This window comes from Falsiroseomonas sp. HC035, assembly GCF_050563525.1.
GTDB lineage: Bacteria > Pseudomonadota > Alphaproteobacteria > Acetobacterales > Acetobacteraceae > Falsiroseomonas.
Genome location: NZ_JBNXUN010000005.1, coordinates 24,213 through 47,436, shown reverse-complemented (window position 1 = coordinate 47,436; position 23,224 = coordinate 24,213). Strand labels below are relative to the sequence as shown.

Sequence of the window (23,224 nt, the reverse complement as noted above, 5' to 3'; positions counted from 1 at the left end):
AAAGGGGGAGAGGGCTTCGCGGCTATTCCGCTGCGCGCATGCGCACGACACCGAAGTCGTCGACCAGCGTGGCGCCCTGGCTCATCATGTTCGCCACGAAATGCGCCGCACGGTCGCCGTGCCAGGTGATGTCGGTCTCGACCTCGGCGGCGGAGGCGTGGCCGATGGCGGTGCGGTGGTAGAAGTAGCAGTAGCGCAGCGCACCGGACTTGGTCAGGCCTGAATGCGGCACCCACATCGCGCCGAGCCAGCGCTTCGCCTGGCTGCCCTTCCACGGCAGCGCGTCGTCGCCGACATACTCGGAAGATGCGAACTCCTCGATCTCGAGCAGCTGCGACCACTGCTTCCAGCCGACCACGGCATAGCGGCCGCCATCATCCGGCACGTCTGCCGCGCCCATCATCTCGAAGGCCAGCAGCACCTTCGCCTTGGTCAGACCATCGGCATCGGTGGTGCCGGCAGCGCTGCCCACGGCGTCGCGCGTCGCGCTGTCCAACGCGGCGATGATCAGCTCATCGGTCTTGCGACCCAGCGCATAGGCGCCGGCATTGGCGACGACGGTGCGCTCGTCGATGTTCGTCTTCAGCTCATCGAGACGGTCGATCCAGTCGCCGGCGTAGTAGTCCTGCAGCACGCATTCTGCCTGCGCGTGTTCCAGGTTCATCACGGGCACGGAGCCATGCCGAGTCTTCGCGGCGGCGACGCCCTTGCCGACCTTCGGGAAGAAGGTGCTGGTGCCGGTCACGCCGGTCTTGGCGCGGATGGTCGGGCGCAGCTTGCTGCCCTGGCGCTGATAGGCCTCGTGCACCTCGGCCTGGAACTGGCGGGTGAAGACGGCGTCGATCTGGGTGGATGCGGACATCTGTTCGGGGCTCCGGATCTAGGGGGGTAGAGCCACGCGGCCGGTTGCCTGGGAGGGCCGGCGGCGCGGCGCTTGGCCGCAGGCCCTTGCGGGTTGCCTGCGGAAATCGGGGCCCGGCGCGGCGCCAGGGGCGGGGCCGGGCCGGGCCGGGTGGCTATTCGCGAACCAGGCGCCGGAAGCCTTCCGTCACGCGCTTCACGAAATCTGGCTCGCGGGACCGCCAGTAGCGCGGGTCGCGCATCATCTTGCGCAGCTCCGCCTCGTCCGGCCCCGCCTCGGCCTGCGCATCGCGGGACAAAGCGGGCTCGCGGCCCTCCATCATCCGGTGCAGCGCCACCACGCCATCGGCGGTGGAGGACAGCGCGGTGAACACGACCTCGGGCAAATGCGCGCGACCCCAGGCGGAAAGCTGGCCGGCGATGCGGCGGTAGCGGTCCTCGCCGCCGAAATGCGCGCGCAGCTTCTCCACCTGCCGCCCGGCCTCGAATTCGGACGCGGCTTCGGCGATCAGCGGCAGCAGGCGCTCCGCCGCCAGGTCGTACACCAGCTGCACCTGGCGCGCGTTGAAGCCGGCCTCGTGCAGGCGCTGGTTCACGATTGCGTCCGGCGTCAGCAGTTCGTTCGGCGCCGTCACCTCGTAGCCCTCCGGGCTGTCAGGGATGCCGAGCGCGCGGCGCCAGCGCAGCCGGTCCTCCTCCGGTGCATCGTCGCCGGGCGGCGCGAAGCGCTGGGAAAGCCGCCGCTCCAGCTCCATGTAGGATTTCAGCAGCGCATCGACGCGCAGGGCACCCTTCGATTCATCCCAGAATTTCTCGGGGATGTCGGCAGGGCGGCTACCTGTGCTGGCGGTCTCGGTCGCGGCGTCGAGAAGGTTTTCGGACATGCCGGGGCTCACTCCTGGATCTGTACGGGACGAATGATCTCGGCCGGCGCACCGAGGGTGCGGGCCAGCCAGCGCGCGGCGGCCGGCGCATCCAGCACCGCCTGCGCCTCCGCGCCGAGTTGCGAGGCCGCCTGCAGGAACAGCAGCGTGTCGGCTGCATCCGCACGCGCCTGCACGCGGGCAAGCGGCGAGGCGTAGACCAGCCGCGCCTCCTGCCCGTCCGCGAACAGCGGCGGCACCTCGCCGCGCCGGCGCAGGATGGACAGGCAGCGTGCCACCAGCGGCCCCAGCAGCTCCGCCTGCAACCGGCCATAGATCGCGCCGAGCAGGCGGATGGAGATGGCGCTGCGTGCCGTCACCTCGGTGGCCGTCATCGCCGCCTTGTCGGAGGCCTCGATACGGTCGGCCAGCAGCGCACCGCGAATGCGGGTTCGCAGGTCCTCCAGGATCAGCTGGGAGACATCGAAATTGCCCGGCGCCGCGAGCGGCGTCAGCCCCGCCGAGCCCTGCGCCTTCGGGATGATGGCCCCCGGCACCAGCCGCACCGTGGTCGGGTTCAGCACGCCGTCATCCTCCGCCTGCCAGATGCCGGTGGCGGCGATGGAGGCGTTCTTCAGGATCAGCTCGACCACCTTGTTGGCGGTGCGGATATCCGGCAGCGCCTTGGCAACGGGGCCGCGCCCATAGGTCTCGCCCGGCACCTTCAGCCAGCGGAAGGCGATGAAGGGATTCTCCGCGAAACGCCCCTCGGCCAGGATCTCGGCCGAGGCTTCGCCACCCTCCAGCACCACCGCGAAGCGATGGCCGGAACGGGTGTCGGGCCACACAGCCTCCACCACCCGCAACTGCGCCGGCACTTCGTCGGCGGATTGCTTCGGCAGGACCACCTGCGCCGCCGGCCAGCGTGCCCGGATTTCGGCGGGCGTCAGCCGCATGGCGCGGAACACGGTGTCGAGCCGCCCCGAGACACCTTCCTCCAGCACCGTCTCGCGCAGCGGCACCGCGGTGAAGCGGAGCGCGGAGGCCTCGCCGGGCGGCGCCTCCTCCACCAGCAGCACGGCGGTGCCGGTCACCACCAGTTCGAGGAAGGCCTGGTGCAGTTCCAGGCCGAAGTTGGACCGGTCGAGATGGCCCTGCAGCGTTTCCGCTGCATCCTCCATCACCCGCGCCACCTCCTGCGCCTGCGCGCCGTCCGCCATCCGGCGGGACGGTGCCAGGCCAAACCAGCGCGACCAGGGCGGTGCGAGTTCGGCGAGCAGCGAGGCCGCCAGTTGTTCCGCCGCATCCGCCGCCGTCGCATCGAACAGTGGCGCGGCGTCGTGCGCCGGCAGCGCGTGGTCGTAGCAGTCCTGCCAGCGGCCCTCGAGCGGCCGGCGGCGGGCGGCGGCGCGGGCATGCGCCGCCAGGATCGTATCGGGCGTCATCATGGCGCTCACTCGCCCAGCAGCGTCTTGCGGGCGGCGAAGCCTGGCGCCGGGTCCAGCACTCCGCGGGCGGAGGTGGCGATGGTGCCGGACACGCCGCGGCGTGCGCGTTCCAGCGCCCGCAGCCTAGCCTGGCGGGCGGTTTCCTCCGCGGCGGCTTCGGTAGCGGCCGCCTGCGCGGCCGCCCCCTGGGCCGCCTGGCTGGCGGCGACGCTGGCATCCGCGGCGGACACGGCCGGCTTCGGCGCCTTGAACAGGCCACCCATGCGCGCTTCCTTCGGCTTGAGAGGGGGCCCCAACAAAAAGACCCGCCCGGCAAGGCCGGACGGGTCGGAGTTTGAGGACCGGGAGAGGAGGATGTCGTGGAGCGCAACTCGCCCCGTGGCAGGGGCTTGATAAGCCGGATGCCGCGCGGCGTCAATATTTATTCCTATTTTTCCTGATTATATTCCTTTCCGCCCAGCTCGCGGAACAGCTGGAACGGCGTCCAGGCCCGCGGTGCCGCCGGCCCCAGCAGCGCGCGGCACAGCGCCACGCAGGTGAACGGTGCCAGCGGCGGCAGGCTGCGGGGCGCCGCCTCCGCCGGGATGAAGGGGCCGAGCACGCGCAACCCGGCGCGGCGATAGAAGCTGGGCAGGTCGAAGCCGCCCGGCACCGGCAGGCGTGCCACCAGCAAGCGGCCCGACAGCGGCTCCAGCACCGTCCATCCGGCCTCATCGCCGAGTGCTGCGAAACAATGCCTGAAGCCGGGCCGCAGCAGGTGCAGCCAGGGCTGGTCGGCGCCGCCGCCGAAGGCGACCCACACGGTCTGCCCCGTTGCATCCGTCACCCGCCGATGCGCCAGGCGGTGCGTGGACAAGGGTTTGGTCGCGCCGTTCAAGGTTGCGCCGGTCATGCCACACGCCCCCGGAACGCCACCACCTCGCCTTCCGGCAATCCGCGGGGCGGACCGCCGACGATCCCCTTGGCACGCAGCGGAAAGTCCAGCCGCTCCATCGCCTCGCGCCACAGCCGCAGGTCGCCGGCCTCGGTCGGAATGCGCGGGCTGGGAGATTCATGCCGCTCGCCCCAGATACGCAGGATGCGGGCATGCGCCAGGTCGATGCGGCGCTGGCGGTAGAGCCGGTCCAGGCACTTCACCACGTCATCCGGCTCGCAGGGCCGCACCACCAGGCCGCGCCCGGCGCCGAGGCGCGCGCCGTCGCGCCGGGCGGTCAGCGCCGCCATGGTCCAGAACCAGGCATCCTCGGCGGAGGCGAACGGTTGCGCGCGGTCCAGGCTGGCCAGGACGGGGGCGTGGCGGGGGGCGATGGACATATCTCGGGGGTCCTCGAGGGCTAGTTCCTGAACAAAACAGGAACAATAGCTTTCTAGACCGTTCCATCTACGGTTGCAAGGATATGGTTCCTATTGCCTCCCGACTCGAAACCTAGGATGGATCACCCAGAGCAGGCGCAGGTCGCCTGTAACGAACAGGGAAATCCGCATCCATGCGGCACGAGGATGTCTGGCGGGCAATCGATGCGCTCGCCGCCGAACATGGGCTCTCCGCCTCCGGCCTGGCCCGCCGCGCCGGGCTGGACGCCACCGCCTTCAACCCGTCCAAACGCACCGGTGTCGATGGCCGCGCCCGCTGGCCCTCCACCGAAAGCGTCGCGAAGGTTCTGGCCGCCACCGGCACGGGCTTCGAGGCCTTCGCCTCCCTCGTCACCGGCGCCCCTGCCCTGTCCCGCGGCCGCAGCGCCATCGCCCGACGCATCCCGCTGATCGGCCTGGCCCAGGCCGGCAGCGAGGGGTTCTTCGACGATGGCGGCTATCCGGTCGGCGGCGGCTGGGACGAGATCTCAGTGCCCGACGTGCCGGACCCGAACGCCTACGCGCTGGAAATCAGCGGCGAGAGCATGGAGCCGGTGTTCCGCGATGGCGACGTCGTCATCGTCTCCCCCGGCGCCCCGGTGCGACGCGGCGACCGCGTGGTGGTCCGCACCCGCGCCGGGGAGGTGATGGCCAAGCAGTTGCTGCGCCAATCCGCCCGCCGGGTCGAACTGGCCAGCCTGAACCCAGCGCATCCGAACTACAGCTTCGACCTGGCAGAGCTTGCGTGGATGCACCGCATCATCTGGGCAACGCAGTAGGCATCGCCGCCTACCGCCCCGGCAGCAGCGGCGCCAGCGTTTCCAGGTCCTTCTCCGCCCGGCAGGCCAGGAAGCGCGGCCCGTCGCCCGGCTTCGGTGCGCCGATCGGGAAGGCCGTCAGCCCGATATCGCCATAGACCCGCAGCAGCCCCGGCCCGACGCGCCAGAAGGCGGCATCCACGCCCTCCCGCTCGCACATGTCGCGAAAGCGCCAGATGGCGGAAACGCGGTCCCGCTCCTCCCCCGCCGGGTCGCCGAGCGCCAGCCAGATGCCGTTGCGGCGGACGAAGCCGAAGCCGGCGCGGCCGGCCTCGCCGAACACCGCGCCATCGGCGATCTCCGGCGCCTCCGCCCCCAGCCCCTTGAGCCGCGCCCGGACCTCGGCGTCCCAGGGCACCGGCTGCAGCCGCGCAGGGCGCAGCAGCCGCACCGCCGCCACCAGCAGCAGCACCGCCGCGAGGCCCACGGAAAAGCGCAGGCTGTCCGGCGCCAGCGGCGAGACCACCACGCCCCACCAGCTGTCGCCTGCAACCTTGCCGCCATAGCTGACCAGCGCGAGCATCAGCGCGCACAGCCCCACCACCACCAGCGGCAGCAGCGTCGAACCGGCCAGCGGTTCCGTCATCAGACGCGCGGTGCGGTAGAAGGCGCTGCGCATCGCCGCCAGCAGCCCGGCCACCAGCAGGAAGGCGCCCCACAGCCACCAGCCATCGGCCCGCAGCCAGCAGATCAGCGCGCCGGTCAGCAGCAGCGCGATGCCGGTGCCCCAGGCCAGCGTCAGCCGTCGCAGCAGCCCGTAGCCCATCACCAGCAGCAGCGACCCGATCAGCGAGGCCGCAAAGTGGGAGGCGACCGCCGCCTCATACCCCGCCCATTCCGCCACCGCCGTGCCCTGCGCCGGCAGCGCGCCAACGAAGATCAGCAGCGCCCCGCCGAGGCCCACCAGGCCTGCGATCACCGGCACTTCCAGCGCATCCGTCACGCCCTGTTCCGTGGCGAAGCGCTTCAGCGCGTGGCGGCGCTGCGCGATCTCGAAGCCGGCAAACAGGATGCCGGCCAGGAACAGCGGCACGATGTAGTAGTACAGTCGGAACAGCAGCAGCGCGCCGACCACCTGCGCCGGCGTCAGCCAGGGCTGCAGGCCGATCAGGATGGCGCCATCGAACACGCCGATGCCGCCCGGCAGGCTGGCGGCGATGCCGGCGGTGTAGGCCGCGACATAGATGCCGAGGAAGCGCAGGAAGGTCAGTCCCTCCGCCGGCGGCAGCAGCACGTAGAAGATCATCGCCGTGACCGCGACATCGACGCTCGCCAGCACCGTCTGCGCCACCGCCATGCGGAAGCCCGGCAGGTCGATGCGGTACTTGAAGATGGTGACGTGGGACCGAAGACGGGACATCGTGACGTAGGCGATCACGGTCGCCCACATCGCCAGCCCGACGATCCGCATCGCCCAATGCGGCACATGCTCGCCGAGGCCCGGCACCACCTCCGGCTCCACCACCAGCACCAGCCCGCCCAGCGCGAAGCCGCCAAGTCCGAAGGTCAAGCTGGTGAAGGCCACCACCTTGGCGATCGCCAGCGGCGGCAGCCCCCAGGCGGCATAGAAGCGATAGCGCACCGCGGCGCCCGACACCGCCGCGAAGCCCAGATTGTGCGCCAGCGTATAGGCGCAGAAGGACGCCAGCGAGGTGCGCGCATAGCTGACCGGATGCCCGGCATAGACGCTGCCGAGCCGGTCGTAGATCGTCAGCACCGCATAGGCGAGCAGCGTCCACCCCACCGCGATCCACAGCGTCGTGGTCGAGATCGCGGCGAGGGAGGTCTGGATATCCGCCACCGAAAGGCTGCGGAATTCATGCTGTACCACCCAGATGGCGGCGGCGAGCAGCAGCAGCCCGAAGCCGGCCACGCCATGCCGGCGAACCAGGCCCCAAAGGCGCTTCATGCGGCGGCGCCGTCCGCATCCTGCCGCTGCAGCGCGGCCTCGATCAGCCCGATGGTGCCAGCGATCCCGTACAGCGCCACGAAGCCGCCGAAGCGCGGCCCCTCCGGCTGGCCCAGCAGCACCTGGTACAGCGCGTTGAACCAGGCCCGCGAGACGCCCATGCGGCCGTCCTTGGCGGGTTCCAGGAATGGCTCCCGACGCCCGGCGTCATAGACGATGTCCTGGATGGCGCGCGCCTGCTCGTCCGGCGCCAGCGCCTCCAGCTCGGCAAGCTGCGCCCGCAGCGCGGCGGCCAGCGCCTCGAAGGCCGGGCGCTCCGCCTCGGTCGCGGCGCGGTGCTGCTTGGTGGGGGCGACGCGGTCGCGGTAGTAGGCCACCGCGTGCTCGACCAGCCGCGCCAGCAGCGGATGCGTCTCGCCGCTCGCATCCGGCGCGTAGCGGCGCAGGAAGCCCCACAGCATCTCCGGCGCATCGGCGTTGATGACGCTGGCCAGGTTCATCAGCATGGTGAACGACACCGGCGTGCCCGGATCGTTGGTCGGCCCGCCATGGATATGCCAGGCCGGGTTGTCCGGCCCCGGCGCCGCGCGCAGGCGGTCCAGGTTCTGCACGTATTCGTCGACGGCGCGCGGGATGACGTCGAAATGCAGGCGCTTGGCGCGGCCCGGCTGGTTGTACATGAACTGCGCCAGGGATTCGGGCGGCGCATAGTGCAGCCACTCGTCGATGGTCAGCCCGTTGCCCTTGGACTTGCTGATCTTGTGGCCGTCCTCGTCGAGGAACAGCTCATAGGTGAAGCCGATCGGCGGCTCGCCGCCCAGCACCTTGCAGATGCGGGAGGAGAGCTTGACGCTGTCGATCAGATCCTTGCCCGACATCTCGTAGTCCACGCCGAGCGCGAACCAGCGCAGCGCCCAGTCCGCCTTCCACTGCGCCTTGCAGTGCCCGCCGGTGATCCGCGTGCCGTGCCGTTCCCCGGTTTCCGGATCGACCCAGACCAGCAGATCCTCGCCCGGCCGCACCTCCTCCATCGGCACCTGCATGACCACGCCCGTCTTCGGGTGGATCGGCAGGAAGGGCGAATAGGTGCCGCGGCGCTCCGGGCCGAGCGTCGGCAGGATCACCTCCCGCACCGCCTCATGCCGCTCCGCCATCCGCAGCAGCGCCGCATCGAAGCGCCCTGAGCGGTAGTAGTCCGAGGAGGAGGCGAATTCGTATTCGAAGCCGAAGCGGTCGAGGAAGGCCCGCAGCCGGGCATTGTTGTGGTGGCCGAAGCTCTCATGCGTGCCGAAGGGGTCGGGCACGGCGGTGACCGGCCGCCCCAGGAAGCCCGCCAGCATCTCCCGGTTCGGCACGTTGTCTGGCACCTTGCGGAGGCCGTCCATGTCATCGCTGAAGGCGACCAGCCGGGTCGGCAGGCCCGTCAGCGCCTCGAAGGCGCGCCGTACCCAGGTGGTGCGCGCCACCTCCCCGAAGGTGCCGATATGCGGCAGGCCGGAGGGGCCATAGCCGGTCTCGAACAGCGCCTCCCCCTTCGCCGAGGCTTTCACCCGCAGGGCGACCTTGCGCGCTTCCTCGAAGGGCCAGGCCTTGGCTGCGGCGAAATCGACGGACATGCGGGTCGGCACCTCGGGCTGCGGGCAACGCGGCCTTATAGAAGGCGCGTGCTATCCAGGCGAGGGCACCGCCCGGCCCGGCGCCCAATATACCCGCCTTGGTTGCAGCCGCCAGCGTGCCGCGGACGCCTGACAGCGCCCGCACTTTGCGCTAGATGCCCAGCATCCTTGATGGCAGGAGCAGCGTGCGATGCGTGTCGGTGTGATCGGCGCCACCGGAGCGGTGGGGCGGGAATTGGTGGAGGTCCTTGGGCGGCGTCGCTTCCCGGTGACGAAACTCCGCCTCTTCGCCTCCGGCCGCAGCGCCGGCACGGTGCTGCCCACGCCCTTCGGCGACATCGCGATCGAGGAATTCTCCCAGGCCGCCGCGAGCGACCTGGACCTCGCCCTGCTCGCCGTCTCCGGCGACTTCGCCAAGGCGCATGCCCCCGGGCTGGTCGCTGCCGGCGTCACCGTGGTGGACAATTCCTCCGCCTTCCGGCTGGACGACGCCGTGCCGCTGGTGGTGCCGGAGGTGAACGCCCAGGCACTCGGCGAGGCCCGGTTGATCGCCAACCCGAACTGCACCACCGCGATCCTGGTCGTCGCGCTCGCCCCGCTGCACGCCGCCTTCGGCCTGAAGCGCGTCATCGTCTCCACCTACCAGGCCGCCTCCGGCGCCGGGGCGGAGGGCATGGCGGAGCTGGAGCGGGAGACGCGGCGCGTGCTGGTCGAGGGCCAGCCGGCCCGCGCCGAAGTCTTCGCCCACCCGCTCGCCTTCAACGTCATCCCGCACATCGACAGCTTCCAGCCCAATGCCTACACGCGGGAGGAAATGAAGGTGGTCTGGGAGACCCGGAAGATCATGGGCCTGCCGGAGCTGCTGATCTCCTGCACCGCCATCCGCATCCCGACCATGCGCGTGCACGGCGAGTCCGTGACCATCGAGACCGAGCGCCCTGTCACGGCCGAGGCGGCGCGGGACGTGCTGCGCCGAGCCGCCGGCGTGAAGCTGGTCGATGATGTCTCGAAGAACCTCTACCCGATGCCGCTGACCGCCACCGGCCAGGACGATGTCGAGGCCGGCCGCATCCGCGCCAACCCGGTCTTCGGCGACCGTGGGCTGGACCTGTTCCTGTGCGGCGACCAGTTGCTGAAGGGCGCCGCGCTGAACGCGGTGCAGATCGCGGAATGGCTGCCGGCGCTGGCGGTCCCGGCCTGAAATCCACCGGCCGCGCGCATGAATCGCGGCCTATCCTGGGTTTCGCCCTTTGTTCCCGCCGCTCATGCCGCCACATTGGCGGCATGAGCCGATTCCCCGAACAGGGCACGTGATGTCAGGCCGTCGTGCCGATGGCACCACCCCCCGCGCCATCGCCACGACAGCCATGGTCCAGCCACGCCTGCTGCTGCCCGACAGCCCGGCGCTGATCGCCGGCTTCGGCCGCGGTACCCTGCTGACCCCGGATGGCGAGTTGTTCACCGGCTCCGCCCTCGAGATCGGCCGGCGGCTGCGCGACATGCCGCCACCAATGGTGGTGCACGCTCCCGCCACCGCGAAGCGCCTCGGCATCGGCGCCTTCCCGGCCTGCGACCTGCTGGAGCTGTTCGCCTTCTGCCAGCCCGCGCGCCCCGCCGCCCCAACCCCGCGCGGTCTCGCCATCGCGCTGGACCGCGACCCGCCGGCCGATGACGAGGCGATGGCCGCCCTGCTGCCGGATCTCGCCACCGCCCTGCTCCGCCACCTGGCCGCCGGCCGCAACGCGCCGCTGAACCGCGACGCCGCCGCGCTGGCCGCCAAGCTCGGCGCCGATGGCAACTGGCCCTGGGCCGATTCCATCCTCGCCGCCCTCGGCCAGCAGGCCCGCCCCTCGCTCGACCCGTTGAAGGTCTGGCGCCGCCTGCCGGACTGGGAGGAGGTGGCGCCGCCGCCGCCGCCCTCCGCCCATCCCGTCACCTCCGCCGATGCCCGCCGCCGCCTTGCGGAGATCCTGGGCGACGGCGCCGAGCAGCGCCCGCAGCAATCCGACTATGCCTCCGCCGCCTCTGCCGCATTCGAGGCGCGGGAGACCCGTGGCGCGCCCAACCTGGTGCTGGCGGAGGCCGGCACCGGCACCGGCAAGACGCTGGGCTACGTGGCGCCGGCCAGCCTGTGGGCGGAGCGCAACGGCGCCCCGGTCTGGATCTCCACCTTCACCCGCAACCTGCAACGCCAGATCGACCAGGAAACCGCCCGCCTCTACCCGGAACCCGCCGAGCGCCGCCGCCGCATCGTCGTGCGCAAGGGCCGCGAGAATTATCTGTGTCTCCTGAACATGGAGGAAGCCGTTGGCGCCGCCGGCATGGCCGGGGCGCTGCTGCCGCTGGCGCTGGTCGCGCGCTGGGCGCTGGCGACGCGGGATGGCGACCTGATGGGCGGCGACTTCCCCGGCTGGCTGACCGAGTTGTTCGGCCCGCACGCCGTCTGGCCGCTGGCCGACCGCCGCGGCGAGTGCATCCACTCCGCCTGCGGCCACTACAAGCAGTGCTTCGTCGAGCATTCCATCCGCCGCGCCCGCGGCGCCACCCTCGTCATCGCCAATCATGCCTTGGTCATGGTGCAGGCGGCGCTCGGTGGTGGGGAGGATGGGCGCCCGCTGCGTCTGGTCTTCGACGAGGGCCACCACCTGTTCGATGCCGCCGACGCCGCCTTCAGCGCCGACCTGACCGGCGCCGAGGCCGCCGAACTACGCCGCTGGCTGCTTGGCGCCGAGGGTGGGCGTTCCCGCGCCCGTGGCCTGTCGCGCCGACTGGAGGATCTGGTCGGCGATCGCCCCGACCTGCTGCTGCCGCTGGAGGAAGCTTTGCAGGCCGCCCGCGCCCTGCCCGCCCCAGGCTGGCCCAACCGCCTGTCCGATGGCGACGATCCGCGCACCACCGCCGAAGGCTTTCTGCAATCCGTCCGCCGCCAGGTGCTCGCCCGCGCCAAGGACGAGGAAGCTGGCTACGGCATCGAATGCGACATCCACCCGCTGCCGGAGGCCGTCGCCGAGGCCGCCGCGACCCTCGCCGAAAGCCTCATCCGGCTGAAGACCCCGCTCCAGTCCTTGCACGACCGCCTGGCCGCGCGGCTGGAGGATGAGGCGGAGGAGCTGGAAGTCGGCGACCGCATCCGCATCGAGGCCGCCTGCCGGGGCCTGGAACGCCGCGCGCTGATGCCGCTGACCGCCTGGACCGCCATGCTCGGCACATTGTCGGCACCGCCCCGTGCGCCCGGCACCCGCCCCGACTATGTCGACTGGTTCGCGCTGGATCGGCGGGAGGGGCGCGAGGTCGATTGCGGCATGCACCGCCACCACCTGGACCCGACGCAGCCCTTCGCCATGGCCGTCGCCGCCCCGGCGCATGGGCTGCTGATCACCTCCGCCACGCTGCGCGACGAGACCGGCGCGGCGGAGGACGACCCGGAAGCCGCCTGGCGCGCCGCCGAGGCCCGTACCGGTGCCGCCCACCTGCCCAACCCGGCCATCCGCGCCGCCGTCGCCTCCCCCTTCGACTATGCGAGCCGCACCCGCGCCTTCGTGGTGGAGGATGTCAGCAAGACCGAACCGGCCCAGATCGCGGCCGCCTATCGCGCCCTGTTCACCGCCTCCGGCGGCGGCGCGCTCGGCCTGTTCACCGCCGTCCGCCGCCTGCGCGACGTGCAGTCCCGCATCGCCCAACCTTTGGCGGAGCGTGGCATCCCGCTCTACGCCCAGCACGTGGATGCCATGGACAACGCCACGCTGGTTGACGTGTTCCGCGCCGAGGAAGCCGCCTGCCTGCTCGGCACAGATGCGATGCGGGACGGCGTGGACGTGCCGGGGCGCTCGCTGCGCCTGCTGGTCTTCGACCGCGTGCCCTGGCCGCGGCCTTCCATCCTGCACCGGGAACGCCGGACGCATCTGTCCGAAGGCCAGCCGAAATCCTACGACGACGCCATCGCCCGCCACCGCCTGCGCCAGGCCTTCGGCCGGCTGATCCGCCGCGCCGATGACAAGGGCGTCTTCATCCTGCTCGACCGCTCCTGCCCCTCTCGCCTGATGGCCGGCCTGCCGCCCGGCGTGGTGGTGCGGCGCCTCGGCCTGCGCGATGCGGTGGCGGAGACGCGCGCTTTCCTGGACGAGACGCCCGCAACCCCGTGACTTGACCCGCGCGGCGCGCCGCGTGACCAATCCACCCGCCTCACTGGAGTCCGCTTCCATGCCTCATCGCACGGCCGAAACCATCCGCTTCAGCGCGCAGGAGGCGCTGGTCTGCGCCATGGTGCTGATGTCGGTCGCCGATGGCCCGATGTCGGATGCGGAACTCGCCATGATGTCCCGCATGGTGCAGGAACTGCCCGCCTTCGCCGACTTCCACAGCGCCGGCATCGTGACAGTGACGGACACCGTCGCCCGCCTGCTCGGCCGCACCGATGGCCTGGACCGTGCCATGGAGATGCTGCGCGACACCCTGCCGATGCGGCTGCGGGAGACTGCCTACCTGCTGGCCTGCGAGGTCTGCGCGGCGGATGGCGACGCGACGCAGGAGGAACTGCGCTTCCTGCAGGACCTGCGCATCGGCCTCGACCTCGACCGCCTGATCGCCGGCGCCATCGAACGCGCCGCCAAGGCCCGCTACCAGGTAATTTGAATCGCGCTTCCGGCGGAAACGCGGCAGGCTTTGGCATCGGGAGAAAACACCATGCGAAGCTGGATCAGGCTTTCCGCCGCTGCCGCCCTGCTGGCCTCGGTCGCCGTCACGGCGCAGGCCCAGACGCCCCCCACCGAGATGAGCTTCTTCATCACCAGCGCCAACCCTGGCCGCGGCGGTGACCTTGGCGGGCTGGCCGGCGCCGATGCGCATTGCCAGTCCCTGGCCCAGGCGGCCGGCGCCGGGGGCCGGACCTGGCGCGCCTACCTCTCGACCCAAGGCGCCAACGCCATCAACGCCCGCGACCGCATCGGCGCCGGCCCCTGGCGCAACGCGCGCGGCGAAATCATCGCCCGCAGCGTCGCCGACCTGCATGGCGAATCCAACAACCTGACCCGTGAGACCGCCTTGACCGAGCGCGGCATGCCGGTGACCGGCCGTGGCGAGCAGCCGAACAACCACGACATCCTCACCGGCTCGAAGGAGGACGGCACCGCCTTCGAATTCACCCCGGACCGCACCTGCCGCAGTTGGACCCATGGCGAGGCGGACGGCACGGCGATGGTCGGCCATCACGACAGGCAGGGGCTGCGCGACGACGCCTCCTCGAAATCCTGGAACACCTCCCACCCCACCCGCGGCTGCACCATGGAAGCCTTTCGCAGCACCGGCGGCGCCGGGCTGTTCTACTGCTTCGCCGTCAACTGACCTCGGCGGCCGCCTCGCCGCCATCCGCTGCGATCGGCGGCGCGTAGTCGCTCTCGCTCCAGGCCGACATCGCCACGAACTCGACCGGGTCGTGGGTGCAGAACACCGCGATGTCGGCCACTGGCTGGCGCAGCATCTGCCGCAGCCGCGCCAGGCTCTCGCGCTGCGCCGTGATGTCATCGGCCATGAAGCGCTCATAGGCACCGACCAGCGGCGGCGGCGTGCCGTCGCCATGCGCCTCGTCCCGGTTGAAGTAGGTGTCACCGGCATGCAACATCCAGCCACGCGCGCCCTTGACCGCGACGCCAGCATGGCCGGGCGTATGGCCGGGCAGCGGCACCAGCAGGATCTCGGGCGGAAGGCCCTGCATCTCCCGCACGTTGCGCAGGCCGAAGAAGGTCTCGCCGCCGCCCCGCCGGCCGAGCCGCGTCTCCACCGGCTGCCAGCGCCCGGTATCGCCCCACTGCACCGGCCGCCAGCGCGTGCGGTCGAGGAAGCTGCGCCGGTCCGTCGCCGCCTCGGCTTCGGCCGCCGTCAGGTGGACGGTCGCGTGCGGGAAATCCACCAGCCCGCCGGCATGGTCGAAATCCAGATGTGTCAGCACGATGTGCCGCACATCACTCGGCGCGAAGCCCAGCTTCTTCAGGCGGCGGATCGCGGTGTGCTCCGGGTCCATCCGGGCGCGTAGCAGCGCCAGGTTCCACCCCGGCAGCCGCGGCGTCGGACGCATCGTGTCGCGTAGTCCGAAGCCGGTATCGACTAGCACCAGCCCATGTGCCGGCGTCTCCAGCAGCAGGCAGTGGCAGGTGATGCGCGCCACCAGGCCAGGGCTGACTCCATCCATCAGCCGGCCGCCGAGCGGGCGGCATGGCCCCAGGTCGAAATGGTGGATCTTCATCGGCGTCTCCTGCCCTCGCTGGGCAGGAAACGGCGGAGCCGCACAGCCGTTCGTTACGGTACCAACGTGCCATCCCGCCCCATGACCTGGCCATGGCTCAGCACCAGCCGCCGCGGCGGCGTGGCCACCACCGCCTCGGCCACCGTCTCCGCCTCCACCAGCACCAAATCGGCCCGCGCCCCCGGCACCAGGCCGTACCGGTCAAACCCGCAGCCCTCCGCCGCCCACTCCGTGACGGTGGCGAGCGCCCAGGCGATTTCGTCGTCACGCCGGAACTCGTTCTTCAGCCCGACCAGCATGGCCCGCTGCAGCATGTCCGGCATGTTGTAGGGGGTCCAGGTGTCACGGATGCCGTCATTCCCCGCGAAGATCTTCCCGCCCGCCGCCCGCACCGCTCTCACGGACGGTACGGCGCGGGAGGGTGGCGCGGTGGTGGCGATGGCGATGCCGGCCTCCGCCAAAGCCGCATACAAAGCCGGCGCACGCGCCACATCGCCCAGGCAGAAGCCGTGGCTGATCACCACCCGCCCCTGCATGCCCAGCGCCAGCGTCCGTTCGATCGTCAACTCCAGCGCGAAGGCCCCCAACTCCCCCGGCTCATGCAGGTGGATGTCCAGCGGCTTGCCGTGTCTCTCGGAGAGCGAAAAGACCGCATCCAGATGCCCCTTCGGATCGCGGTCGATGCCGGAGGGATCAAGCCCGCCGACGATATCCGCGCCGTTCCGCAGCGCCTGTTCCAGCAGGTCCAGCGTCCCTGGCCGCACCAGCAAGCCGGATTGCGGAAAGGCCACCACCTGGATGTCCATCCGCCCACGCAGCGCCTCACGCAGCGCCACCAGTGCGTCGGAATGGGTGGTGCCGATTTCCGTATCGACATCGGCGAAGCTGCGGATGCGGGTGGTGCCGCGGGCCAGGAACTGCTCCGCCAGCCGTGCCGATTGCGCGGCCGGGTCGAAGCCGTGGTGACGCGCGGCGCGCTCCGACTCGATTCGGTCGATCAGTCGCGGCCCGACCTCGTTGGTCCACCAGCCCATGCCCCAGCGGGACTTGTCGAGATGGGTATGCCCCTCCACGAAGGCAGGCAGCGCCAGCAGGCCCTGCCCGTCCTCAAGCTTGGCCCCGTCCGGCGCGGCAAGTCCCGCACCAATGGCGGAAATGGTGTCGCCCGCGACTATGATATCGACGGCGGCGCCGCCCATTGGCCGGCAGTTGCGCAGCAGCAGATGTTCGTTCATGGCGCCATCACCCAGTCCCGGAACAGATCAAGGTCTATGTTGCCGCCGCACAGGATGGTGGCGACGCGCTTCCCTGCCATGCGGTCGCGTTCCTGCATCAGGGCCGCCAGCGGTGCCGCGCCGGCACCCTCCGCCAGGTTGTGCGTGTCCTGCCAGTAGGCGCGGATTGCCGCCGCAACCTCGTCATCCCTCACCGTCACGATGCGCGCGGCGCCCTTCGCGATGATCGCCAGCGCGCCGGCATCCGGCACCCGCGTCGCCATGCCATCCGCGTTGGTCTCCGCCCGTTCCGTCGTCACCACCCGTCCCGCGGCGACGCTGCGGGCGTAGGAATCTGCGCCGGTGCTCTGCACGCCGATGATCTCGGTCGACAGGCCTAGCAGGTTCCGCGCCATGATGCAGCCGCAGATGCCCGAGCCGAGCCCGATCGGCACATACAGCGAATCCAGCGGCGGGGCCGCCCGGAAAAGCTCCAGCGCATAAGTGGCGACACCCCGCACCAGATCCGGCGCGAAGGAGGGTGCGAATTCCAGCCCCTCCACCGCCGCCAGCCGCATCGCCTCCTCCCGCGCCGCGTCGAAATCGGCGCCATGTTCGACCAGTCTGGCGCCCTGCGCCCGCATCGCCGCGTTCTTCTCAACGCTGTTGCCGACCGGCACGACGATGGTCACCGCCACCCCGAGCCGCGCCCCCGCATAGGCCAGCGACTGCCCATGGTTGCCCCGCGTGGCGGAGATGATGCCCGGCACCTGCGGCCGTTCCCGCTTCAGCCGCTCCATGAACACCAGCCCGCCGCGCACCTTGAAGGCGCCGGTCGGCGTGTGGTTCTCGTGCTTCACCCAGACCTCCGCCCCGGTGCGCGTGGCGAGCAGAGGCCAGGCGAATTGCGGGGTTGGCGGGAACACGGCGTGGACCAGCCTTGCGGCGTCCTCCAGCGCGGGCAGGTCGAACACGCGGCATCCTTTCTCGGAACAATCGGCGGCGGAGGGCGTTCTCCGCTGTGACGCAACTTAACGGAGGATTCCGCCATGGCCATCACGGTGGACAGCAGCCAGTGGACCGGACAGGGCCAGGATGCCGCCAAGGCGGTGCCCGTTGTTTGGGGTGAGTTCGCCGACGATGCCGCGCGCGACCGCGCGGCCGGGCTGCTGCGCGCCGAAGGCGCGAAGCGGGACGACCCGACGACCCCGCCCGCCACCACGGAGACAGACGCGCCGTTGAACCCGCCGGACGAGCACCCGGAGGAGGCGGACCTGCGCAACCGCCGTCAGCTCGCCGTTGGCACCGCGATGGCGGCCACCGCGATGGGTGCCGCGGGCCTGGTGATCGCAACGGGCGGCGCGCTGCTGCCGGCAGTCGCGGCCGCGGCGGCCGCAGGAGCCGGGACGGGCATCGCCGGCGAGGCCGTGGCCGCCGCCGTCTCCGACACGCCTGGCGAGGAAACCCGACCGCCGCCGACCAATGGTGCGCTGATCGGTCTGCGCGCCCCGGACGAAGCCACACGCCAGGCGGCGGAGGCGCGCCTGCGCGAACTGGGCGCCATCAACATCATCTACGACGACGCCTGAATTGGAACGGGCGGGGTGGTGCCCCGCCCGCCCTGTCACAACGGACGCAGGTTGATGGCCGCCGCCTTGCCGCGTTCCATCGCGACCTCATAGGATACCTGCTGGCCCTCGTTGAGGCCTTGCAAGCCGGCCTTCTGCACGGCGGTGATGTGGACGAAAACGTCCTTCCCGCCATCCTGCGGGACGATGAAGCCGAAGCCCTTCGTCGCGTTGAACCACTTCACGGTGCCAGTCGCCATGCGAGCCGGGCTCCTTCCCTGGACGAGCAGACCTGGGCGACCATCGCCCAGGCAGGCCATGCGGCGGCGGAACCTGGAGGCGGCCCGGGGCATGGTCCGGGAGGCACGGCGAGGCAAGCCGGTACGCGATGACAAGGCCAGCATGGGCAGCGGTATATCGGCTGTCAAAGCCAGGACGAGGCGGTCACGCCCTTGTCAGAATTATGTCCCAACGCACAAAAAAGAGGCGGACCTTTCGGTCCGCCTCCTTTTCGTTCAGCGTGGAGCCTGATCGCGGAGCGATCAGAAATCCATGTCGCCGCCCATGCCGCCCATGCCGCCGCCGCCACCGCCGCCGCCGGCCGGAGCCTTCGCCGGCCGCTCGGCCACCATGGCTTCGGTGGTGATCAGCAGCGATGCGACAGAGGCCGCATCCTGCAGCGCCGTGCGCACGACCTTGGTCGGGTCGATGATGCCGGCTTCCACCAGGTTCTTGTACTCGTCCTTCTGGGCGTCGTAGCCGAACTCGTAGGTATCGGTACGCAGCACCTCACCGGCCACCACGGCGCCGTCCTTGCCGGCGTTCTCGGCGATCTGCTTCAGCGGCGCCTGGATGGCGCGCCGAACGATCTCGATGCCGACCTGCTCGTCGCTGTTCGCACCCTTCAGGGTGTGCAGGTTGGTGGAGGCGCGCAGTAGCGCGGTCCCGCCGCCCGGCACGATGCCTTCCTGGACCGCGGCGCGGGTCGCATGCAGCGCGTCGTCGACGCGATCCTTGCGCTCCTTCACCTCGACCTCGGTCGAGCCGCCGACGCGGATGACGGCGACGCCACCGGCCAGCTTCGCCAGGCGCTCCTGCAGCTTCTCGCGGTCGTAGTCCGAGGTGGTCTCCTCGATCTGCGCCTTGATCTGCTCGCAGCGGCCCTGGATCTCGGTCTTCTCGCCGGCGCCGTCGACGATCGTGGTGTTTTCCTTCTCGATCTTCACGAGCTTGGCGCGGCCGAGCATGGCGAGCGTCACGTTCTCGAGCTTGATGCCGAGGTCTTCGGAAATCACCTGGCCACCGGTCAGGATCGCGATGTCTTCCAGCATCGCCTTGCGGCGATCACCGAAGCCCGGCGCCTTGACGGCGGCGATCTTCAGGCCACCACGCAGCTTGTTCACGACCAGGGTTGCGAGCGCCTCGCCCTCGACGTCCTCGGCCACGATCACCAGCGGGCGACCGGACTGCACGACGGCCTCGAGCAGCGGCAGCATCGGCTGCAGCTGGGACAGCTTCTTCTCGAAGATGAGGAGGTAGGGGTTCTCCATCTCCGCGATCATCTTCTCCGCATTCGTGATGAAGTACGGGGAGACGTAGCCGCGGTCGAACTGCATGCCCTCGACGACGTCGAGTTCGGTCTGGATGGACTTGGCTTCCTCGACGGTGATGACACCCTCGTTGCCAACCTTCTCCATCGCCTTGGCGATCATCTCGCCGATCTCGTTCTCGCCATTGGCGGAGAGCGTGCCGACCTGCGCCACTTCGGCGGACGTCGTGATCTTCTTCGTCTTGGTCTCGAGCTCGGCGACGATCTGCGTCACGGCCTTGTCGATGCCGCGCTTCAGGTCCATCGGGTTCATGCCGGCGGCCACGGCCTTGGCACCCTCGCGGATGATGGCCTGGGCCAGCACCGTCGCGGTGGTCGTGCCGTCACCGGCGGTGTCGTTGGTCTTCGAGGCCACTTCGCGCACCATCTGCGCGCCCATGTTCTCGAACTTGTCGGCCAGCTCGATTTCCTTGGCGACCGTCACACCGTCCTTGGTGATGCGCGGGGCGCCGAAGGACTTGTCGAGGACCACGTTGCGGCCCTTGGGGCCCAGCGTCACCTTCACGGCGTCGGCCAGGATGTCCACGCCACGGATCATGCGCTCGCGCGCCGAGGCGCCGAACTTAACGTCTTTCGCTGCCATGTATTCTATTCCCTATCGTTCCGTTGAGGAGACCAGGCGAAGGTGCGGATGGCCGGTGGGCGGCATGGCGCGGAGTCCCGCGCCGCCGCCCAAGGGACTCAGGCCGCCTTCGCCACGGAAGGGGTGTCGAGGATGCCCATGATGTCGGACTCCTTCATGATGAGGAGCTCCTCGCCATCGAGCTTCACTTCGGTGCCCGACCACTTGCCGAACAGGATGCGGTCGCCGGCCTTGACGTCCAGGGCGCGGAGTTCGCCCTTGTCGTTCAGGGTGCCGGAGCCGACGGAGATGACTTCCCCTTCCTGCGGCTTCTCCTTGGCGGTGTCGGGGATGATGATGCCGCCCTTGCTCTTCTCTTCGGCCGTCACGCGGCGGACGAGAACGCGGTCATGCAGTGGACGAAAGCCCATGGACTTCTCCTGTCGCTTCCAAAAGATGGCAAGCTCTTCCGGAGATTTCACGGCCGACGGACCCGATTGGCGCCCGCTAGCACTCCCCCCAGAGGAGTGCCAGCGATGTAGGCCAGACCCACATTCCCGTCAAGTATCGGCAGCACTCTCGGAGTGCGAGTGCTAAGCGCTTGTTTGTGAAGGTTTTTCTTGCAACCTGCTGGTTTCCTCATGCGATGCTGCACTGCCGGCCACGCACGGCGCGGCATGTCGGAAGGCCCGGCCGGGCCAGGAAGGAGCACGATGGAACTCAGTGGCCTCGAACGCTTCGCACGATCCCCACTCGGCGCGCCGCCGCCGGACTGGCGGCTGACTACGGCGGAGATCCTGTACCACATGCCGGACCATCCCGGCCTGTTGCAGACCTTCATCTGGCAGAAGCACGACCTGGCGCCGAAATTCCCGGCGCTCGGCCAGTTCCTCGCCTTCTGGCAGCGCGAGATCGAGGGCCCGCTGCATTCCGTGCGCGTCGCCTCCGCCGCGCTGATCCGCCCGGCGGAACTGCGCTACGCCAACGGCCAGTTCATCCTGCACTGATCCCGGGCAGGACGCGCGCCAGACTGGCCGCGAACTCCTCCGGCTGGCCCCGGCCGAGCGGCGTGTTGTAGTGCCGCTTCCAGTAGGCGGCCATGCCGGCCACGTCGCCAGCGGCCGGCAGCCGGCCCGGGGCGCGCCGGTAGCGCAGCCGGGCCATCGCCGCGGCATAGACCGGATCGCGCAGCAGGACCTCCGGCTCCGGCTGCCCCTTCGGCAGCCCAGCCAGTGCCCGCATCCGCGCGGCCAGCGGCGGCCTGAAGGCCAGGAAGGTTTTCCAGATGTCGTCGTGGGTCACCGGCTCCATCTGGAAGTAGCCCAAGGCCGGACCGCGCGAGCCATCCCGGTTCGGCAACTGCCGTAGGTGGCGCAGCAGGCTTTCCTGCAAAGCTGTGCCCAGCAGCAGCAGCCGCACGCCCGGTCGCGCTGCCGGTGGGTCCAGCGCCAGCGCCACCAACGCCGGGTCGATGACCTTGAGGACGAAGGCACCCGGCGTCCAGATCACCTGTTCCATGCCGCGGCTCCTTCCGATCGAAGGTGCGACTAGCACGAATTAGGAACAAATTCCAGATCAATCCGGATCGCCATCCATCGCCCGCGCCGCCCGGTGCCGCCGCAGCAGCCACAGGCCCAGTCCGAAGGACACCAGCAGCAGCGCCGCGGCCAGGCCGAGTTGCCACGCGCCCTCCACCCGGATGCCCTTGCCGAGCAGCGCGAACACCACCGTCTGCGGCAGGTAGCCGATCGCCGAGCCCGCCAGGAACGGCCAGGCCGCCAGCCCCGCCATGCCCGCCAGCAGGTTCAGCGCCAGGTTGTTGCCCACCGGCAGCAGCCGCAGCGCCAGCGTCGCCTGGAACGGGCTCTGCACCAGCGCGTCGCGCAGCGGCCGCAGCCGGTGCCCGAAGCGGCCTGACATGCGCTTTTCCGCCCAGCGTCGCCCGAGCAGCCGTGCCCAGCCATAGCTCGCGGCACAGCCCAGCAGTTGCGCCAGCAGGCCGAGCAGGATGCCGAGCACCGTGCCGAAGCCGTAGCCGCCGAGGAACACCACGCTCTGCCGCGGCGCGCCCACTGCGGTCAGCGCCGCGCCGACGAGCACGAAGACCAACTCCCCCCACAGCCCCTCGCCGCGGATGTCGCGATCAACCCATCCCTTGCCGGGCATCCCGTCAAAGCTGCGCAACAGCACCGCCGCCGCGAGCAGTCCACCCGCCAGCAGCAGCAGCTTGCCGAGCGACTGCCAACGCAGGGATTTTCCGACACCCGGCATCAGCCAGCCGGTGGAACCGCGGCTGGCTCCACGACCCGGACTGAAACCCGCTCCACCACCGGCCGCCGCCAGCGCCGCTGCAGCCAGATCACGCCCAGCATGTCGGACACCGCAACGCCCAGGCGGTCCAGCGTGCCGTAGTTGGACTGCCCGCGCAGCCGCGGCCGGTGGTTTACCGGCTCGCTCACCACCCGCCCGCCGGCGCGCAGCACGAGGGCCGGCAGGTAGCGGTGCATGTGGTCGAATCGCGGCAGGTCCAGGAACAGCGCCCGGGAGAACACCTTCAGCCCGCAACCGGTATCCGGCGTCCGGTCGCCGAGCAGCCGGGCGCGGATCGCATTGGCCAGGCGGCTCGTCACCCGCTTCACCCGGTTGTCGCGCCGCTGCGTGCGGTGCCCGGCCACCATCAGGTCCGTGGCCGATTCGGCCTGCGCCCGCGCCCAGAGGCGGGGAATGTCCGCCGGGTCGTTCTGGCCATCGCCGTCCAGCGTCGCGATCCAGGGCGCGCGCGCCGCCAGCACCCCGCTGACAATGCCGGCCGATTGCCCGCAGGCCACGGCGTGCCGCAGCACCAGCACCGGAAATTGCCCGGCTGCCTCGACCAGTCGCGCGCCGGTATCATCGGTCGAGCCGTCATCGACGCAGACGACCTCATACGGCGTTCCCGCCAGTGCCGCCGCGATCTCGCCGATCAGCGGCAGCACGTTCGGTCCCTCGTTGCGCATGGGGATCACGACAGAAATTTCAGGCGCCGGTTCGGCGCGGACGGGCCGGTCCGGCCTCGGGGACGGGTCGGGGGCCATGGCGGGGCGGGTAGCAGGGGTCAGCGCGGGCGGCAAGCGCACGGCCGGCATCGCACCGGCGATGCTGCGCTCCGCGATTTCGGCTTATATG

The 23,224-nt window shown here is 70.5% G+C and carries 24 protein-coding genes; 7 read left to right on the top strand and 17 right to left on the bottom strand.

Annotated elements, in window-relative coordinates; genetic code table 11:
- Positions 1-22 precede the first annotated feature (22 nt).
- The 6 genes from ACLF3G_RS12675 to ACLF3G_RS12650 all read right to left on the bottom strand — a co-directional run bounded on the left by ACLF3G_RS12675 (position 23) and on the right by ACLF3G_RS12650 (position 4,486).
- Positions 23-862 carry a phage capsid protein gene (locus ACLF3G_RS12675; protein ID WP_430669742.1) on the bottom strand — a complete coding sequence of 280 codons (840 nt, stop codon included), beginning with the start codon at positions 860-862 and terminating at the stop codon, positions 23-25.
- Between the two features lie 154 nt (positions 863-1,016).
- Positions 1,017-1,745 carry a capsid assembly protein gene (locus tag ACLF3G_RS12670; RefSeq protein WP_430669741.1) on the bottom strand — a complete coding sequence of 243 codons (729 nt, stop codon included), beginning with the start codon at positions 1,743-1,745 and terminating at the stop codon, positions 1,017-1,019.
- 8 nt (positions 1,746-1,753) lie between these two features.
- Entirely contained in the window at positions 1,754-3,172 is a 1,419-nt protein-coding gene (locus ACLF3G_RS12665) for a portal protein (RefSeq protein WP_430669740.1), read from the bottom strand.
- Between the two features lie 5 nt (positions 3,173-3,177).
- A complete protein-coding gene (locus ACLF3G_RS12660) occupies positions 3,178-3,435 on the bottom strand; it encodes a hypothetical protein (protein ID WP_430669739.1) in 258 nt (85 codons plus the stop codon).
- 164 nt (positions 3,436-3,599) lie between these two features.
- Positions 3,600-4,028 (bottom strand): hypothetical protein, encoded by a 429-nt coding sequence (locus ACLF3G_RS12655; RefSeq protein WP_430669738.1) that lies wholly within the window; start codon positions 4,026-4,028, stop codon positions 3,600-3,602.
- A gap of 32 nt (positions 4,029-4,060) precedes the next feature.
- Complete coding sequence (locus tag ACLF3G_RS12650; RefSeq protein WP_430669737.1) at positions 4,061-4,486, bottom strand: hypothetical protein; 426 nt, start codon at positions 4,484-4,486, stop codon at positions 4,061-4,063.
- A gap of 173 nt (positions 4,487-4,659) precedes the next feature.
- Between ACLF3G_RS12650 and ACLF3G_RS12645 the strand changes: the two genes are divergently transcribed.
- On the top strand, positions 4,660-5,304 hold the full coding sequence (locus tag ACLF3G_RS12645; protein ID WP_430669736.1) for a S24 family peptidase: 645 nt from the start codon (positions 4,660-4,662) through the stop codon (positions 5,302-5,304).
- Between the two features lie 10 nt (positions 5,305-5,314).
- On the opposite strand, the gene ACLF3G_RS12640 is transcribed toward ACLF3G_RS12645, so the two are convergent.
- Together ACLF3G_RS12640 and ACLF3G_RS12635 are read right to left on the bottom strand one after the other, a co-directional pair.
- Complete coding sequence (locus tag ACLF3G_RS12640) at positions 5,315-7,252, bottom strand: lysylphosphatidylglycerol synthase domain-containing protein (RefSeq protein WP_430669735.1); 1,938 nt, start codon at positions 7,250-7,252, stop codon at positions 5,315-5,317.
- A complete protein-coding gene (locus ACLF3G_RS12635) occupies positions 7,249-8,868 on the bottom strand; it encodes a lysine--tRNA ligase (RefSeq protein WP_430669734.1) in 1,620 nt (539 codons plus the stop codon). The genes ACLF3G_RS12640 and ACLF3G_RS12635 overlap by 4 nt, the downstream gene beginning before the upstream one ends.
- A 190-nt stretch (positions 8,869-9,058) precedes the next feature.
- Here ACLF3G_RS12635 and ACLF3G_RS12630 point away from each other — a divergent pair, with 190 nt between their 5' ends.
- The 4 genes from ACLF3G_RS12630 (at position 9,059) to ACLF3G_RS12615 (ending at position 14,208) form a co-directional block, all read left to right on the top strand.
- Positions 9,059-10,069, top strand: a complete 1,011-nt coding sequence (locus ACLF3G_RS12630; RefSeq protein WP_430669733.1) for an aspartate-semialdehyde dehydrogenase — start codon at positions 9,059-9,061, stop codon at positions 10,067-10,069.
- Between the two features lie 166 nt (positions 10,070-10,235).
- Positions 10,236-13,010, top strand: coding sequence for an ATP-dependent DNA helicase (locus ACLF3G_RS12625; protein WP_430670043.1), 2,775 nt, complete (start codon positions 10,236-10,238; stop codon positions 13,008-13,010).
- A gap of 58 nt (positions 13,011-13,068) precedes the next feature.
- Complete coding sequence (locus ACLF3G_RS12620) at positions 13,069-13,500, top strand: tellurite resistance TerB family protein (protein ID WP_430669732.1); 432 nt, start codon at positions 13,069-13,071, stop codon at positions 13,498-13,500.
- 51 nt (positions 13,501-13,551) lie between these two features.
- The gene (locus ACLF3G_RS12615; RefSeq protein WP_430669731.1) at positions 13,552-14,208 is read left to right on the top strand and encodes a hypothetical protein; all 657 of its coding nucleotides are present in this window, start codon (positions 13,552-13,554) and stop codon (positions 14,206-14,208) included.
- Here ACLF3G_RS12615 and ACLF3G_RS12610 read toward each other — a convergent pair.
- Genes ACLF3G_RS12610 through ACLF3G_RS12600 form a run of 3 tightly spaced genes read right to left on the bottom strand, consistent with a single transcriptional unit; the run spans position 14,201 to position 17,294 of the window.
- A complete protein-coding gene (locus tag ACLF3G_RS12610; RefSeq protein WP_430669730.1) occupies positions 14,201-15,106 on the bottom strand; it encodes an MBL fold metallo-hydrolase in 906 nt (301 codons plus the stop codon). The genes ACLF3G_RS12615 and ACLF3G_RS12610 overlap by 8 nt on opposite strands.
- A gap of 53 nt (positions 15,107-15,159) precedes the next feature.
- Positions 15,160-16,341, bottom strand: coding sequence for an amidohydrolase family protein (locus tag ACLF3G_RS12605; protein WP_430669729.1), 1,182 nt, complete (start codon positions 16,339-16,341; stop codon positions 15,160-15,162).
- The gene (locus ACLF3G_RS12600) at positions 16,338-17,294 is read right to left on the bottom strand and encodes a threonine dehydratase (protein ID WP_430669728.1); all 957 of its coding nucleotides are present in this window, start codon (positions 17,292-17,294) and stop codon (positions 16,338-16,340) included. The genes ACLF3G_RS12605 and ACLF3G_RS12600 overlap by 4 nt, the downstream gene beginning before the upstream one ends.
- Before the next feature lie 75 nt (positions 17,295-17,369).
- Here ACLF3G_RS12600 and ACLF3G_RS12595 point away from each other — a divergent pair, with 75 nt between their 5' ends.
- A complete protein-coding gene (locus ACLF3G_RS12595) occupies positions 17,370-17,909 on the top strand; it encodes a hypothetical protein (RefSeq protein WP_430669727.1) in 540 nt (179 codons plus the stop codon).
- 35 nt (positions 17,910-17,944) lie between these two features.
- Here the strand turns inward: ACLF3G_RS12595 and ACLF3G_RS12590 are convergent, their stop codons facing one another.
- The 3 genes from ACLF3G_RS12590 to groES form a co-directional block, all read right to left on the bottom strand.
- Positions 17,945-18,148: a cold-shock protein gene (locus ACLF3G_RS12590; RefSeq protein WP_430669726.1), complete on the bottom strand. Its 204-nt coding sequence runs from the start codon at positions 18,146-18,148 to the stop codon at positions 17,945-17,947.
- 282 nt (positions 18,149-18,430) lie between these two features.
- Complete coding sequence (gene groL, locus ACLF3G_RS12585) at positions 18,431-20,080, bottom strand: chaperonin GroEL (protein ID WP_430669725.1); 1,650 nt, start codon at positions 20,078-20,080, stop codon at positions 18,431-18,433.
- Positions 20,081-20,178: 98 nt separating this feature from the next.
- A complete protein-coding gene (groES, locus tag ACLF3G_RS12580) occupies positions 20,179-20,490 on the bottom strand; it encodes a co-chaperone GroES (protein WP_304814245.1) in 312 nt (103 codons plus the stop codon).
- A gap of 282 nt (positions 20,491-20,772) precedes the next feature.
- Here groES and ACLF3G_RS12575 point away from each other — a divergent pair, with 282 nt between their 5' ends.
- The gene (locus tag ACLF3G_RS12575; RefSeq protein ID WP_430669724.1) at positions 20,773-21,066 is read left to right on the top strand and encodes an usg protein; all 294 of its coding nucleotides are present in this window, start codon (positions 20,773-20,775) and stop codon (positions 21,064-21,066) included.
- Here ACLF3G_RS12575 and ACLF3G_RS12570 read toward each other — a convergent pair.
- From ACLF3G_RS12570 to ACLF3G_RS12560, 3 genes are read right to left on the bottom strand one after another with little or no spacing between them, the layout of a single operon-like run.
- Entirely contained in the window at positions 21,053-21,577 is a 525-nt protein-coding gene (locus ACLF3G_RS12570) for a hypothetical protein (RefSeq protein ID WP_430669723.1), read from the bottom strand. The genes ACLF3G_RS12575 and ACLF3G_RS12570 overlap by 14 nt on opposite strands.
- A 57-nt stretch (positions 21,578-21,634) precedes the next feature.
- Entirely contained in the window at positions 21,635-22,330 is a 696-nt protein-coding gene (locus tag ACLF3G_RS12565; protein WP_430669722.1) for a TVP38/TMEM64 family protein, read from the bottom strand.
- Positions 22,330-23,184 (bottom strand): glycosyltransferase family 2 protein, encoded by an 855-nt coding sequence (locus ACLF3G_RS12560; RefSeq protein WP_430669721.1) that lies wholly within the window; start codon positions 23,182-23,184, stop codon positions 22,330-22,332. The genes ACLF3G_RS12565 and ACLF3G_RS12560 overlap by 1 nt, the downstream gene beginning before the upstream one ends.
- Positions 23,185-23,224 lie beyond the last annotated feature (40 nt).

Excerpts from the sequence above, each read along its gene's own strand:
- ACLF3G_RS12675 (WP_430669742.1), bottom strand. The coding sequence starts at position 862 with ATGTCCGCATCCACCCAGATCGACGCCGTCTTCACCCGCCAGTTCCAG.
- ACLF3G_RS12670 (WP_430669741.1), bottom strand. The coding sequence starts at position 1,745 with ATGTCCGAAAACCTTCTCGACGCCGCGACCGAGACCGCCAGCACAGGT.
- ACLF3G_RS12665 (WP_430669740.1), bottom strand. The coding sequence starts at position 3,172 with ATGATGACGCCCGATACGATCCTGGCGGCGCATGCCCGCGCCGCCGCC.
- ACLF3G_RS12660 (WP_430669739.1), bottom strand. The coding sequence starts at position 3,435 with ATGGGTGGCCTGTTCAAGGCGCCGAAGCCGGCCGTGTCCGCCGCGGAT.
- ACLF3G_RS12650 (WP_430669737.1), bottom strand. The coding sequence starts at position 4,486 with ATGTCCATCGCCCCCCGCCACGCCCCCGTCCTGGCCAGCCTGGACCGC.
- ACLF3G_RS12645 (WP_430669736.1), top strand. The coding sequence starts at position 4,660 with ATGCGGCACGAGGATGTCTGGCGGGCAATCGATGCGCTCGCCGCCGAA.
- ACLF3G_RS12640 (WP_430669735.1), bottom strand. The coding sequence starts at position 7,252 with ATGAAGCGCCTTTGGGGCCTGGTTCGCCGGCATGGCGTGGCCGGCTTC.
- ACLF3G_RS12635 (WP_430669734.1), bottom strand. The coding sequence starts at position 8,868 with ATGTCCGTCGATTTCGCCGCAGCCAAGGCCTGGCCCTTCGAGGAAGCG.
- ACLF3G_RS12630 (WP_430669733.1), top strand. The coding sequence starts at position 9,059 with ATGCGTGTCGGTGTGATCGGCGCCACCGGAGCGGTGGGGCGGGAATTG.
- ACLF3G_RS12625 (WP_430670043.1), top strand. The coding sequence starts at position 10,236 with ATGGTCCAGCCACGCCTGCTGCTGCCCGACAGCCCGGCGCTGATCGCC.
- ACLF3G_RS12620 (WP_430669732.1), top strand. The coding sequence starts at position 13,069 with ATGCCTCATCGCACGGCCGAAACCATCCGCTTCAGCGCGCAGGAGGCG.
- ACLF3G_RS12615 (WP_430669731.1), top strand. The coding sequence starts at position 13,552 with ATGCGAAGCTGGATCAGGCTTTCCGCCGCTGCCGCCCTGCTGGCCTCG.
- ACLF3G_RS12610 (WP_430669730.1), bottom strand. The coding sequence starts at position 15,106 with ATGAAGATCCACCATTTCGACCTGGGGCCATGCCGCCCGCTCGGCGGC.
- ACLF3G_RS12605 (WP_430669729.1), bottom strand. The coding sequence starts at position 16,341 with ATGAACGAACATCTGCTGCTGCGCAACTGCCGGCCAATGGGCGGCGCC.
- ACLF3G_RS12595 (WP_430669727.1), top strand. The coding sequence starts at position 17,370 with ATGGCCATCACGGTGGACAGCAGCCAGTGGACCGGACAGGGCCAGGAT.
- ACLF3G_RS12590 (WP_430669726.1), bottom strand. The coding sequence starts at position 18,148 with ATGGCGACTGGCACCGTGAAGTGGTTCAACGCGACGAAGGGCTTCGGC.
- groL (WP_430669725.1), bottom strand. The coding sequence starts at position 20,080 with ATGGCAGCGAAAGACGTTAAGTTCGGCGCCTCGGCGCGCGAGCGCATG.
- groES (WP_304814245.1), bottom strand. The coding sequence starts at position 20,490 with ATGGGCTTTCGTCCACTGCATGACCGCGTTCTCGTCCGCCGCGTGACG.
- ACLF3G_RS12575 (WP_430669724.1), top strand. The coding sequence starts at position 20,773 with ATGGAACTCAGTGGCCTCGAACGCTTCGCACGATCCCCACTCGGCGCG.
- ACLF3G_RS12570 (WP_430669723.1), bottom strand. The coding sequence starts at position 21,577 with ATGGAACAGGTGATCTGGACGCCGGGTGCCTTCGTCCTCAAGGTCATC.
- ACLF3G_RS12565 (WP_430669722.1), bottom strand. The coding sequence starts at position 22,330 with ATGCCGGGTGTCGGAAAATCCCTGCGTTGGCAGTCGCTCGGCAAGCTG.
- ACLF3G_RS12560 (WP_430669721.1), bottom strand. The coding sequence starts at position 23,184 with ATGCCGGCCGTGCGCTTGCCGCCCGCGCTGACCCCTGCTACCCGCCCC.